Source organism: Rhodococcus sp. EPR-147 (assembly GCF_001647185.1).
Taxonomy (GTDB): Bacteria; Actinomycetota; Actinomycetes; order Mycobacteriales; family Mycobacteriaceae; genus Rhodococcoides.
Genome location: NZ_LVCU01000230.1, coordinates 1 through 13,457, shown reverse-complemented (window position 1 = coordinate 13,457; position 13,457 = coordinate 1). Strand labels below are relative to the sequence as shown.

Here is a 13,457-nt window from a genome sequence, read left to right as displayed (position 1 = left end):
CACCGAGGTCGAAGCCGACTCGTCCAGCGCGACGCCGTCGGAGGCTCCGCAGATCCTCAGCATCGCTGCGCCGGTGGATCTGAGCCAGTTCAACGACCTGCTCGCCAAGGGCCAGCGCTTCAGCGAAGAGCGTGCCGCCCGCGAAGCAGCTGCTCGCAGGCCGCTGTTCGCGTTGCCGGCGCAGGGCACCTACACCTCCAACTTCGGCACCCGCTGGGGCGTCCTCCACGCCGGCGTCGATGTTGCCAACGCCATCGGAACCCCGATCTACGCCGTCGCCGACGGCAAGGTGATCGACTCCGGTCCGGCCGCAGGCTTCGGCATGTGGGTTCGCGTGCAGCACGCCGACGGCACGATCACCGTCTACGGCCACATCGACACCTCGACCGTCACCGTCGGTCAGGACGTCATGGCAGGCGATCAGATCGCGACGATGGGCAACCGCGGCTTCTCCACCGGCCCGCACCTGCACTTCGAGGTCCACCTTCCGGGCGAGGTCAAGATCGACCCGCTTCCGTGGCTCGCTTCCCGAGGAATCTCCCTCGGCCCAGAGATGGACTGAGTACACCAGCTTTCGACTCGAAAGCCGGACCCCGCTGTTGCAGGGTCCGGCTTTCGCGTTCTCTGCTCTGTTACAGCTTGGTCATCGGGACGCCGCCGATGAGCATCATCTTCACGCGACCAGCCGAACCGAAGTCGACCAACACCATCGCCTTGACTCCGGCACCGGTCGATTCCAGCACCGTACCCAGGCCGTACTTGTCGTGGCTGACTCGATCGCCCACAGCGAGAACGAGGTTCGAGTTACGCCCCTTGGCGGCACCGAAACTCGGCGTCGAACTCTGGCCGCGATTCGAGGAGCCGTAGCTGCCGGAGCCGTAGCTGTTCGAGCCGTAATTGTTCGAGCCGTATCCGCCACCCGATCCGTAGCTGCCGGATCTGCCCCCGCCGATGGCTCGGCCTCCCCCGGTGCCCGGATCCTCGCGTCGCCAGTCGATCAAGTGCTGCGGAACTTCCTGCAGGAAGCGCGATTCCGGATTCGCGATGGGCTGCCCCCATGCCGAGCGCATGATCGCGCGCGTGAGGTAGAGCCGCTGCCGCGCACGGGTGATCCCCACGTATGCCAGGCGTCGCTCCTCGGACAGTTCGTTGGGGTCACCGAGCGCCCGCATGTGCGGGAATTGGCCGTCCTCCCAACCCGTCACGAAGACGACCGGGAATTCCAGACCCTTCGCGGTGTGCAGCGTCATCAGGGTGACGACGCCGGTACCCGAATCGGGGATCTGATCGGTGTCGGCCACCAGAGAGACCCGCTCGAGGAACGCCGCGAGCGACCCCGGCTCGGCCAACCCGTCGACGCCACCGTCCGCGTCGGCGTTCTCGTCGTCCCCGGTTTCGAGAGCCTCTGCCGCCACTGCGGCCTGGTTACGCGCCTCCGAGGTGAATTCCCGTGCGACGCTGACGAGTTCATTGAGGTTGTCGAGGCGCGCGCCGTCCTGCGGATCACTGCTGGCTTCGAGCTCGGCGCGGTAGCCGGTGCGGTCGAGAACGGCTTCGACGACATCACCGATGTCGGCGATGTCGTTGCCGTCTCCGTCGGTGGCGGTGAGCACTGCACGTAGTTCGTCGAGCAACTCCATGAACTGCGCGATCAACTTCTGCTGCCGCGAGTTGAGCAACGCCACCTTGCCCGCAGCCGCGTCGTGCAATGCGCGCGAGAAGCTGATGTCTCGTTGCTCGGCGTGCACGGCGACACAGGCCTCGGCACGATCGCCGATCCCCCGGCGCGGAGTGTTGAGGATCCGTCGCATGCTGACGGTGTCGTCCTCGTTGGACAGCACCCGCAGGTACGCGACGAGGTCTCGTACCTCCTTGCGCTCGTAGAATCGGACTCCGCCGACGACCTTGTACGGCAGTCCGAGTCGGATGAAGATCTCTTCGAGCGCACGCGAGGAGTTGTTGGTTCGATAGACGACGGCCACCTCGTCGAAGCGCACGTCTCCGCCGTCGACGAGCCGATCGATCTCGGAGGCCACGAACGACGCCTCGTCGTGCTCGTTGTCGGCGACGTAACCGACGATCAACTCGCCCTCGCCGGTGTCGGTCCACAGTTTCTTCTCACGCCGGCCGATGTTGCGCGAGATCACCGCGTTGGCGGCCGAGAGGATGTTCTGCGTCGATCGGTAGTTCTGCTCGAGCAGGATGGTGCGTGCGTCGGGATAGTCGCGCTCGAATTCCTCGATGTTGCGAATCGTGGCACCACGGAATGCGTAGATGGACTGATCCGCGTCGCCCACCACACACAGCTCGCCCGGCGCGACGGTGCCCTCGAGTGCACCGTCGGCGTCGGGGGTACCGACCAATTCGCGGACCAACATGTACTGGGCGTGGTTGGTGTCCTGGTACTCGTCGACCAGAACGTGCCGAAACCGGCGTCGATAGTACTGAGCCACCTGGGGGAACGCCTGCAGAATGCCCACCGTTTCGCCGATGAGGTCGTCGAAATCCATCGCGTTGGCCGCGCGCAGCCGCTGCTGATATATGCCGTAGACCTTGGCCACCAGCCGCGGGAGCTCGGCGGGATCGCCGTCGGCGTCCTCCGCTGCCTTGTCGGGGCCGATCAGCTCGTTCTTCAGGTTCGAGATGGCCGTCGAGAGCAGCCGCGCCGAGAACTTCTTGGTGTCGATCTGCAGATCCTTGGAGATCATCGTCAGCAGTCGCCGAGAGTCGTCGGCGTCGTAGATGGAGAAGTTCGCGTTCAGACCGGGCAGCAGCGCAGCCTGCGCGCGCAGGATCCGCACGCAACTCGAGTGGAAGGTCGACACCCACATGGCGTTCGCACGCGGTCCCACGAGTCCGGCGACTCGCTCGCGCATCTCGGCAGCGGCCTTGTTGGTGAACGTGATGGCCAGAACCTGGCCGGGTGACACTCCTCGCTCGGCCAGCAGATACGCGATACGACGCGTCAGCACCGCCGTCTTGCCCGACCCGGCTCCGGCCACGATGAGCAGCGGAGATCCGGTGTGCACGACGGCCTCACGCTGCTGGGGATTGAGACCTTCCAGCAGTGTGTCGGACGAGGTGTTCTGTCGGGATTGGAGGCCCTGGAGGAATGTGTTCATCGTGTGGTCAGGTTACCGGCGCGTACCGACAAACCCACATCGCGTGGTCGTCGGCCGAACCGACGACTTTTCAGGAGGGTTGACCCGTGGCACACTGGATCGGTGATCGAAAAAACCGTACGTCATCGCCTGCATCGGGTCGGCCACTGTTCGGCCACGCGTGCAGGAGCCTGTCGATAGACGCAACGCCCAGGTTCCGGACGGGACCGAACCGACCGGCGATGCAGTTCCGAATACGAAAGGCGTAACGGTGACGGACGACGCAGCGATCCAAGATGTGACCCGAGGAGAGACGATGGCCATGACGACGAAGATCGACTCAGAGACCGCAGTGCCCACGAGCGAAGCCGAGATCAACGACCTGCGCCAGGAAATCGATCGCCTCGATGCCGAGATCCTGACGGCCATCAAGCGTCGCTCCGAGGTATCGCAGATCATCGGACGCACCCGCATGGCCTCCGGCGGACCGCGCCTGGTGCACAGCCGTGAGATGAAGGTTCTCGAGCGTTTCAGCAGCCTGGGCCAGGAAGGCCACACGCTGGCCATGCTCCTGCTCCGCCTCGGTCGCGGTCGCCTCGGCCACTGATCCGCCCTCGGTTGGGCGCGCGGTGCGCACGCCCAACCGTCAGTAGCTCACTTCAGAGCGATGTACTTGGTCTCGAGATACTCCTCGATTCCCTCGGATCCGCCCTCGCGGCCGAATCCGGATTCTTTGACTCCACCGAACGGCGCTGCCGCGTCCGAGATCACTCCGCGGTTGACGCCCACCATGCCACTGTCGATAGCGTCGGCCACCCGTAGCGCCCGATCGAGACTCTCGGTGTAGATGTACGACGCCAGGCCGTACTCGGTGGCGTTGGCGGCCTCGATACCTTCCTGCTCGGTGTCGAAGCCCACGATCGGAGCCACCGGCCCGAACACCTCTTCCTTCAGAATCCGTGCATCGGCAGGCACTTCGGTGAGCACGGTCGCCGGGTAGAAGTATCCGTCCCCGCCCGGCGCGGTGCCCCCGAGAGCCACCGTCGCGCCCTTGGCCACCGCGTCGTCGACAAGTTCCTGCACGGTCTCGAGCTGATCGGCATTGATCAGCGGTCCGAGCTTGGTATCGGGGTCGACGCCGGGTCCGAGCTTCATCTCGGCCATCTTTTCCACGAGTTTGGTGGTGAACTCCTCGCGCACGCTGTTGTGCACGTGCAACCGGTTCGCGGCGGTGCAGGCCTCGCCGCCGTTGCGCATCTTGGCGAGCATCGCTCCGTCCACCGCGTCGTCGATGTTCGCGTCGTCGAACACCACGAACGGGGCGTTGCCGCCCAATTCCATCGACGTGCGCAGCAACCGAGTCGCGGACTTCTGGACGAGAGACTTGCCGACGCCCGTCGAGCCGGTGAAGGTGAGCTTGCGCATCCGCGGATCCTCGATGAGGGGGCCGGTGACGTCACCGGACTTGGATGTCGTCAGCACCGACAGCACGCCTTCGGGCAAGCCGACCTCGTCGAAGATCTGCGCGAGCAGCAGCATCGTCAGCGGGGTCTCACGAGCTGGCTTGACGACAATGGTGCAGCCGGCGGCCAGAGCGGGCCCGATCTTTCTGGTACCCATCGCCAACGGGAAGTTCCACGGCGTGATCGCCAGGACGGGCCCCACCGGGGCCTTGGTGACGAGGATTCGACCGTTGCCCGCCGGGGCCGGGGTGTAGCGACCGCCGATGCGTACCGCTTCCTCGGCGAACCAGCGGAAGAACTCGGCACCGTATTTCACCTCGGCCTTGGACTCCGCGAGCGCCTTGCCCATCTCCAGGGTCATCAGCAGCGCGATGTCGTCGGCGCGTTCGGTGACCTTCTCGAACGCCGCTCGGAGAATCTCACTGCGCTCGCGGGCGGGTGTTGCCGCCCAACCCTTCTGCGCCGCCGCGGCGGCGTCGAGCGCCTTCATCGCATCGGCGGGCGATGCGTCGGCCACCTCGGTCAGGGGCTTGCCGGTCGCCGGATCGTTCACCGGGAACGTCTTACCTCCCTCGGCGTCGACGGCCTTGCCGCCGATCCACAGTTTTGCCGGAATCGAATCGATCAATGCACGTTGGTCCATACCGTCCATGATGCCTCCGCAGCGCCCGATGCAAACGACAAACGACGCGCGCATGACTCGGCACCGGATTACTGTTGGTTCGTATGAGCGTCGATATCACCGGCACGGATGCCTGGCAGAAGCTGACCGATCACTACTCCACGATCGCCGATACTCATCTTCGGAACCTGTTCGCCGAGGACGCCGACCGAGCGCACACGTTCACGCTCGACGCCGCCGATCTGCATATCGACTACAGCAAGCACCGGATCACCCGCGAGACCATCGAACTGCTCGTCGAACTCGCGCGCACCGCCGACGTCGAGGGCAAGCGCGACGCCATGTTCGCCGGTGAGCACATCAACACCTCCGAGGACCGCGCCGTACTGCACACCGCGCTGCGCCTACCGGCCGACGCGTCGCTGACGGTCGACGGCCATGACGTCGTCGCCGATGTGCACGAAGTCCTCACTGCGATGGGCGAATTCACCGACCGAGTGCGTTCGGGCGAATGGGTCGGTGCCACCGGCGAGAAGATCGCCACCGTCGTAAACATCGGCATCGGCGGTAGCGACCTGGGACCGGTCATGGTCTACAACGCGCTCCGTCATTACGCCGACGCGGGGATTTCCGCGAAGTTCGTTTCCAACGTCGACCCAGCCGATCTCGTCGGTGCACTCGACGGGCTCGACCCAGCGTCGACGCTGTTCATCATCGCGTCCAAGACGTTCTCCACCCTGGAGACACTGACGAACGCCACCGCGGCCAGGCGCTGGCTCGTCGACGCGCTCGGTGAAGACGCCGTCGCCAAGCACTTCGTCGCCGTCTCCACCAACGCCGAACGGGTCGCGGACTTCGGGATAGACACCGCCAACATGTTCGGCTTCTGGGACTGGGTGGGCGGACGCTACTCCGTCGATTCGGCAATCGGGTTGTCGGTCATGGCCGTTGTGGGCAAGGAAGCGTTCGGCGAGTTCCTCGACGGCTTTCATCGCATCGACGAGCATTTCCGGATGACGCCTCTCGCCGAGAACGCGCCGGTACTGCTCGGCCTCGTCGGCCTGTGGTACAGCTCGTTCTTCGGCGCGGAAACCCGTGCGGTGCTGCCGTATTCGAATGACCTCTCCCGTTTTGCGGCATACCTGCAGCAGCTGACGATGGAGTCCAACGGCAAGTCCGTCAAGGCCGACGGCTCCCCCGTCACGACGCCGACCGGCGAGATCTTCTGGGGCGAGCCGGGCACCAACGGCCAGCACGCTTTCTACCAATTGCTGCATCAGGGAACACGTTTGGTGCCTGCAGACTTCATCGGATTCGCCGAGCCCACCGACGATCTGCCGACCCGCGACGGCAGCGGATCGATGCACGATCTGCTGATGAGCAACTTCTTCGCCCAGACCAAGGTGCTCGCCTTCGGCAAGACCGCCGAGGAGATCGCTGCCGAGGACACTCCGGCAGATGTTGTGCCGCACAAGGTGATGCCCGGCAATCGGCCCACCACCTCCATCCTCGCCCCCAAGCTCACGCCGTCGGGGGTCGGTCAGTTGATCGCGCTGTACGAGCACCAGGTCTTCGTCGAAGGCGTCATCTGGGGCGTGGACTCCTACGATCAGTGGGGCGTCGAACTCGGTAAGACCCAGGCCCTCGAACTGACGCCGGTTCTCACCGACACCGAAGCTCCTGCTGCGCAATCGGATTCATCCACAGATGCCCTGGTGCGCTGGTACCGGGCGCAGCGGGGTCGTTCGGCCTGAGTTGCGGCGCATCTACGGCCCTGGTAGGAATTTACGCACCCTGCAGGCGGTGCGGATTCCTGGACGGGCCGTAGATTGCGCTCAGCGGATCCAAACAGGTCAACCGTGCGTCCAAATGAGCATGGACTTCGACCAACGTGGGCTCTTCACCCGTGCCGATGCACTCGCGTCGGGCTTCACCGACCACGACCTACGACGGGCACGCGCACACAAGTCCATCGTTGCAATCCGCAGAGGCTGGTTCGTTCCAGGGGATGTTTTCGCAACACTGGACTCTGCGCAGCAGCATGCCCTCCTGGCTCAAGCGACCTATGCCGATTCCGGCGACGACGTCGTGCTCAGCCATGTGTCCGCAGCGGTGGTTCTCGGACTCGACGTGTGGAACTTGCCGCTCGACACGGTGACGATGACCACTCTTCGCGGCCACTCGGGCAAGCGCAGTCGACGCCGATTCCTTCACGGCACCGATCTACTGGACGACGAGTGGCTTCATCTCGACGGTATGCGCGTCACACGCCCAGCGCGCACCGTCGTCGACGTCGCCAGGACTCATCCACTCGAGGTAGCGGTGTGTCTCGGTGATCGGGCATTGCGGCATGACCTCACCACAATCGACGAACTCGAGAAATGCTGCGATGCGGCGCACCACCGAAGTGGTGCCGGACGCGCTCGACGTGCGATCGGCGCGATGAGTGCACGCAGCGACAGTGTCGGCGAAAGTCGATCGCGACTGATCCTGCAGACAGTGTCGACTCCGCTGTCCAATCAGACGGTCTTCGACGAAGACGGTCGACGCATCGCCCGTACCGACTTCCTGTTTCCCGACCTGGCCGAGGTGATCGCCGAGTTCGACGGGGAAGACAAGTACGGTCCGCAGCCACGGCAAGCAATCATCGCAGAGAAGAATCGCCACAACCGACTCGCCGAGCAGGGCAGGACCGTCTTCAGATTCGACTGGCGGGACTTGTCGACTCCGCACGTCATCATCGACCGGCTTCATGCTGCCTATCGGCGTGCATTGCTCCTCGGCCCGCCGAGTGGACGGTACGCCGAGCTACCCCTTCCCGCAGCTACGGCGCTCGTAGGAATATGCGCACCCTACAGGCGGTGCGAATTCCCACGAGGGGCGTAGATCCGATACCCCTACACCCGCGCCAACACCGCCTCCGTATCGACGCCGACGGGCAGGGTGCCGAAAGCAATGCCCCAGTCACGGTCGAGTCGAGTGGCGCAGAAGGCATCGGCCACAGCGGAATCGCCGTGCATCACCAGCTGCGCGCCTTGGAAGGTCAGAGCCATCAGTTCGACGACTCGCCTGGCCCGGTATTCCATGTCGGAGGTGTCGGAGAGTTCCTTGCCGACGCGGGCGATGGCGTCGTCCAGGCGAGAATCCACGCCCGACGCCTGGCCGATCTCACCGAAGAAGGCCTCGACACTGTCGGGTTGACGGGCCAAAGCGCGTAGGGAATCGAGTGCGGCGACGTTGCCGGAGCCTTCCCAGATCGACATCAGCGGCGATTCACGGAATAACCGAGGCATCCCGGATTCCTCGACATAGCCGTTACCGCCCAGGCATTCGAGGGCCTCGGCTGCATGTGCCGGTGCCCGCTTGCATACCCAGTACTTGGTGACGGCCAACGCGATTCGGCGCAGTGCACTTTCCTGCTCGTCGCCGCGGGCCGAGCCGTCGGTGGCCTGCGCCAGGCGGATCATGGCAGCGGTGGCGGCCTCGGATTCGATGGTCAAGTCTGCCAGCACGTTTCGCATCAGGGGCTGGTCCACAAGTGCAGCCCCGAACGCAGCTCGATGACGCGCGTGATGGACTGCGCGCACTGTGGCGTTGCGAATTCCGGCAGCCGACCCGATGACGCAGTCCAACCGAGTCATGTTGACCATCTCGATGATGGTGCGCACGCCGCGCCCCTCTTCGCCGACGAGCCAGCCGGTGGCCCCGTGATACTCGAGCTCACCGGATGCGTTCGACTTGTTACCGAGCTTGTCCTTCAAGCGCTGCAGCATCATTCGATTGCGAGTGCCGTCGGGCAGCACGCGCGGAAGCATGAAACACGACAGCCCGCCGGGAGCCTGCGCCAAGGTGAGGAACATGTCCGACATCGGCGCGGACGTGAACCACTTGTGGCCGACGATCGAGTACGTTCCGTCCGACGACGGAGTGGCCGTGGTGGTGTTGGCGCGGACATCGGATCCGCCCTGCTTCTCGGTCATCGACATTCCGGCGATCAGTCCGCGCTTCTCGGACGGAACACGCAGCCCGAAGTCGTATTCTCGCGAGGCCAGCAGCGGCTCGTACTGCGCGGCCAGAGAAGGATTGTGCCGCAACGCCGGAACGACCGCATAGGTCATCGAGATGGGGCACATGTGCCCGGCCTCGGCCTGACCCCAGACGTAGAACTTCGCGGCGCGGGCAACGTGCGCACCGACGCGATCGTCGGCCCACGGACTGGCGTGCAGCCCGTGCTCGACGGCAACGGTCATCAGATCGTGCCAGTGCGGGTGGAATTCGACTTCGTCGATCCGATTGCCGTATCGATCGTGAGTCTTCAGCACCGGCGGGTTCTCGTTGGCGATCCGGCCCCAGTCCTGTGCCGCCACTCCGCCGGCGAGGACTCCCAGCTGCCGAATCTCGTCGAGCGCCCAGCCGCCACCGGTACGCGCGACGCCGTCGAGCAACGACGGGTCCGCGGACGTGTCGAACGGACTCAGGTCGACTGCCTGGTTGAATACCTCATGCGTGTCCATCTCGAACTCCTAACGTGCGCAACGACAATGCGACCAGACCCGGTATCACGTCCACCGAGTTCTGCGATGACAACGGACCTACCAGCACTTCGCCGACGGCACCGACCAGCCCTGCTGCCGAGATGCGGACGTCCTGCTCGGGGATCTCTCCCGCTGCTATGCCGGCCACGATGGCGTCGGCGAAGGCATCGGTGAATTTCTGCCGGAACACCAACCGCTCGGCGTCGACGGCCGGGTCCACCGGTTCGGCCAACAACGCGTACGCCATCGTTCGGTTCTTCAAGGCCCGCCCGGCGAAGGTCCGCACCACTGCCGTGACCCGCTCGGCGGTGCTGCCGTGCCCGGAAACGGCCACCACTGCAGCGACCTCGCGGCTGCAGACCTCGCGAAAGATAGCGACGACCAGATCCGACTTGCCCTCGAAGTGCGTGTAGACGCTGCCTGCGGACACCCCTGCTGCCGCGGCGACCGACGCGATCGACAGACCTGCGTAGCCCTGTGTGGAGAGCACCTCGATGGCAGCGTCGAACAGCTTTTCACGACCGGCGTCGAGTCTGGCCTGCACCGCGGGCGTCCGTCGATAGGGCATGCAAGGATTGAAGCACTGATTCACTGCTTCACGCAAGAGAACTCGAGTAGGGTTCACAGACATGTCGGTACGGATCGAACGATCAGGCCCCGTCACCACAATCGTCCTGTCGCGCCCTGAGGTGCGGAACGCTGTCGACGGCCCGACCGCCCAGGAGCTGATCCAGGCGTTCGAGGAGTTCGACGCCGACGAGTCCGCCTCGGTGGCCGTGCTGTGGGGCGAAGGCGGCACGTTTTGCTCGGGAGCCGATCTCGAGGCACTCGGGACATCACGCTCCAACCACGCCACCGAACACGGCGACGGCCCGATGGGTCCGACGCGAATGCGGTTGTCCAAGCCCGTCATCGCGGCTGTCTCCGGGTACGCCGTCGCGGGCGGACTCGAACTCGCACTGTGGTGCGACCTTCGCATCGCCGAGGACGACGCGACGTTCGGCGTGTTCTGCCGACGCTGGGGTGTTCCCTTGATCGACGGCGGCACAGTGCGTTTGCCGCGCATCGTCGGAACCGGCCGGGCGATGGACATGGTCCTCACCGGTCGTGCAGTCGATGCGCAGGAAGCTCTGAACATCGGACTGATCACCCGAGTCGTTCCGGTGGGGCGAGCTCGTTCGGAGGCGGAGGCCTTGGCTGCCGAACTCGCCCTGCTACCCCAGACCTGCATGCGCGAGGATCGCCTGTCCGTCCTCGAACAGGACGGCCTCGACGAGGAGTCAGCGCTCAAGAACGAGTTTCGGCACGGAGCCATCTCGATCACCGCCGACGCACTCACCGGCGCGAGCAAGTTCGTCTCGGGCGCGGGACGTCACGGCACCCCGAGTCCGTGAAGTCCACGCGTCTGTCGGTGATCGACGAGATATTTCTCCGGACCCACCGCGGCTACGGAATTCCCATTGCACTGCAGGGTATCTGGCGCACGACCGAGACGGTGAGCAGGGAAGAACTCGACAGGATCCACGACGAACTGGCCGTCGGGCAGCTCGGTCGTCGAGTCGGCAAGCCCCGCATCCCCGGGGCGCGACTTCGATGGGACATCTCATCCGAATCGCTTCCCCTCGAGTACGGCACCGACGCGGTCGACGACATCATCGGCTGGGCCGACGCGCAGGCAGACGTTCGACTCGATCCGCAGTACGGGCCCGGCTGGCGGTTGACGGCCGCGCCCGTTGCACACGGCGGAACCGTGCTGTCCCTGGTGTGTTCGCACGCGCTGGCCGATGCCCGTGAGCTCATCGACGCTGCGGCACAGGGATTCTCAGGATCGACACCGGTGCATGTGCTGCACCCGGGCTCGGACGTGAAGGATGCGCTCGCGATGATCGTCACCGTTCTCCTACGCTCCATCGCGGCGACGGCAAGATTGTGGGTCAGCAAGAAAGCCAGAGCCGAATTGCGAGCGTTCACCACCGCCGACAGCGGCGGTATCGCACCGCACCACGCGAACAGAATGACGTCGGTGATCGTGGATGTCGATGCTGCGGAGTGGGATTCGGCTGCCCGACGCGTCGGCGGATCGGCCAATTCGCTGTTCGTCTCCGTCGTCGCCGCCACGATGAACGAACTCGGTTCTCCCGCAGTGACCGTCGACATTCCTTTCCGCACCGGGTCCGGTGATGCCAATGCGATCGGCATGGCCACCGTCGCCGTGCGCGGAGACGACTCACCCGCGGCCATCCGGGCAGCGTGCAAGGCAGCGTTCGGCAAGCCCGTCGGAGCTCCGGCAGGCTATCCACCCGAGATCGTCCAGCTGCTCCCCCACCGTGTCGCCGCGAAGCTGACGTCGACCCCGGGGCGCGGAGAAGTTTTGTGCTCCAACATCGGCGACATTCCCGACGGCATCGCCGCGCTCGGCTCCCATCGATCGTGCGGACTCGCGACCCGGGCGATCCATCCGAACCCGTCGGGCGCACTGTCGACGATCCGAATGTCCACCTATCTCTCCCGACTGAACGGCAACTACACGCTCTCGCTGGTGTGCACCGACGACGCCCTCGCTGGATCGCCGGCCGAGCTCACCGCGGCCGTGCACCGAGCCCTGGCGACGCGGAACCTGGCCGCCAAACCCTGGTAGGTCTAGCGTTGTCGCCATGAACGAGCACGATATCCACACCAAGATCCAGCAGCTCATCGCCACCGAGCACAAGCTCCGCACCGAAGCGCAATCCGGGGACGTCGACCCGGACACCGAGAAGGCCCAACTGGCCTCCCTCGAGCACGCCCTGGACCAGTGCTGGGACCTGCTCCGCCAGCGTAGGGCGCGTATCGATGCAGGCAAGAACCCAGACGCGGCAACCGCCAACAGCGTCGACCGGGTCGAGGGGTATTTGCAGTGAACCCCGGAACCTAGACCATTCGATCCGTCAGCACATTCGGCAGGAACCGCAGCGCCGCGTCGATGCCCCGCCTTTTGAGTCCCGGTAGCGCGGCGCGGCGGGTTTCGCTCTCGATCGCGTCGACCATCGCCGATACTCCCTCGTCCAGAGTGGCTGTGAGAGCGGCACTGTCGCCCGCGTTGGCCGACATGTCGGTGGCGATGAAGCCGGGCAGCAATGTGGTGACGGCGATGGCGGTTCGCGACAGTTCCGTCGCCAACGATTCACCCAGCGAGGCCACTGCGGCTTTGCTCGCCGAGTAGGTCGCCTTGGCCCCCGGCAGTCCCCGATCGGCGCTGACGGACGAGACGAACACCAGGTGCCCGTCTTTCTGTGCTCGGAAGATCGACAGGGCCGCCTCGGCCTGCGACAGCGCCCCGATGAAGTTCGTGTGGGCGGTCTGCAGGTTGGCCTCGGCTCGCCCGGTCCCGATCTTCGCACCCTTGCCGAGCCCGGCATTGACGATCACTCGATCGAGTCCACCCAATTCGTCTCGCAATTTTCCGAACACCTCACCGACCGCATCGTGATCGGTGACGTCGAGCGCCCGGACCGCCACGGTGATGTTCGGGTTGTGGTGCATCAACTCGGCGCGAAGGTCGTCCAACCGCTCGACCCGACGCGCACAGAGCGCCAGATCCCGGCCCATGCCTGCGAACCGTCGCGCCATTTCCTCACCCAGCCCCGAGCTCGCTCCGGTGATCAGAATCTTGTTCCGAGTGGTCGCCATAAGCGGCGAGCCTATGTCACTGTGGAGCAATGGCCTCAGAAAGCTCGGAATTCGATGTCATCGTCAT

The 13,457-nt window shown here is 65.0% G+C and carries 12 protein-coding genes; 7 read left to right on the top strand and 5 right to left on the bottom strand.

Translation table 11 applies throughout. The features are described 5' to 3' along the window. A partial coding sequence (locus A2J02_RS11300) for a M23 family metallopeptidase (protein WP_156516191.1) occupies positions 1–562 on the top strand: 562 nt, incomplete at its 5' end. A gap of 70 nt (positions 563–632) precedes the next feature. Here the strand turns inward: A2J02_RS11300 and A2J02_RS11295 are convergent. Then, positions 633–3,122 carry a UvrD-helicase domain-containing protein gene (locus tag A2J02_RS11295; RefSeq protein ID WP_068050139.1) on the bottom strand — a complete coding sequence of 830 codons (2,490 nt, stop codon included), beginning with the start codon at positions 3,120–3,122 and terminating at the stop codon, positions 633–635. Positions 3,123–3,417: 295 nt separating this feature from the next. Between A2J02_RS11295 and A2J02_RS11290 the strand changes: the two genes are divergently transcribed. After that, entirely contained in the window at positions 3,418–3,708 is a 291-nt protein-coding gene (locus tag A2J02_RS11290; RefSeq protein ID WP_068050144.1) for a chorismate mutase, read from the top strand. 47 nt (positions 3,709–3,755) lie between these two features. Here the strand turns inward: A2J02_RS11290 and A2J02_RS11285 are convergent, their stop codons facing one another. Continuing rightward, on the bottom strand, positions 3,756–5,207 hold the full coding sequence (locus A2J02_RS11285) for an NAD-dependent succinate-semialdehyde dehydrogenase (protein ID WP_068050142.1): 1,452 nt from the start codon (positions 5,205–5,207) through the stop codon (positions 3,756–3,758). A gap of 83 nt (positions 5,208–5,290) precedes the next feature. Between A2J02_RS11285 and pgi the strand changes: the two genes are divergently transcribed. Further along, on the top strand, positions 5,291–6,940 hold the full coding sequence (pgi, locus tag A2J02_RS11280) for a glucose-6-phosphate isomerase (RefSeq protein WP_068050136.1): 1,650 nt from the start codon (positions 5,291–5,293) through the stop codon (positions 6,938–6,940). 115 nt (positions 6,941–7,055) lie between these two features. Next, positions 7,056–8,072, top strand: a complete 1,017-nt coding sequence (locus A2J02_RS11275) for a type IV toxin-antitoxin system AbiEi family antitoxin domain-containing protein (protein WP_156516190.1) — start codon at positions 7,056–7,058, stop codon at positions 8,070–8,072. An 11-nt stretch (positions 8,073–8,083) separates the two neighbouring features. Here the strand turns inward: A2J02_RS11275 and A2J02_RS11270 are convergent, their stop codons facing one another. Both A2J02_RS11270 and A2J02_RS11265 read right to left on the bottom strand, forming a co-directional pair. Beyond that, positions 8,084–9,700 (bottom strand): acyl-CoA dehydrogenase family protein, encoded by a 1,617-nt coding sequence (locus A2J02_RS11270; RefSeq protein ID WP_068050132.1) that lies wholly within the window; start codon positions 9,698–9,700, stop codon positions 8,084–8,086. Beyond that, positions 9,687–10,289: a TetR/AcrR family transcriptional regulator gene (locus A2J02_RS11265; protein WP_068050130.1), complete on the bottom strand. Its 603-nt coding sequence runs from the start codon at positions 10,287–10,289 to the stop codon at positions 9,687–9,689. The genes A2J02_RS11270 and A2J02_RS11265 overlap by 14 nt, the downstream gene beginning before the upstream one ends. Before the next feature lie 61 nt (positions 10,290–10,350). Here A2J02_RS11265 and A2J02_RS11260 point away from each other — a divergent pair, with 61 nt between their 5' ends. Genes A2J02_RS11260 through A2J02_RS11250 form a run of 3 tightly spaced genes read left to right on the top strand, consistent with a single transcriptional unit; the run spans position 10,351 to position 12,621 of the window. Further along, the gene (locus tag A2J02_RS11260; protein ID WP_068050127.1) at positions 10,351–11,115 is read left to right on the top strand and encodes a crotonase/enoyl-CoA hydratase family protein; all 765 of its coding nucleotides are present in this window, start codon (positions 10,351–10,353) and stop codon (positions 11,113–11,115) included. Further along, positions 11,112–12,359: a hypothetical protein gene (locus A2J02_RS11255; RefSeq protein ID WP_068050126.1), complete on the top strand. Its 1,248-nt coding sequence runs from the start codon at positions 11,112–11,114 to the stop codon at positions 12,357–12,359. The genes A2J02_RS11260 and A2J02_RS11255 overlap by 4 nt, the downstream gene beginning before the upstream one ends. Positions 12,360–12,375: 16 nt before the next feature. Beyond that, on the top strand, positions 12,376–12,621 hold the full coding sequence (locus tag A2J02_RS11250; protein WP_068050123.1) for a DUF2630 family protein: 246 nt from the start codon (positions 12,376–12,378) through the stop codon (positions 12,619–12,621). Between the two features lie 10 nt (positions 12,622–12,631). Here the strand turns inward: A2J02_RS11250 and A2J02_RS11245 are convergent, their stop codons facing one another. Next, positions 12,632–13,390: an SDR family oxidoreductase gene (locus A2J02_RS11245; protein ID WP_068050120.1), complete on the bottom strand. Its 759-nt coding sequence runs from the start codon at positions 13,388–13,390 to the stop codon at positions 12,632–12,634. Positions 13,391–13,457: the final 67 nt, after the last annotated feature.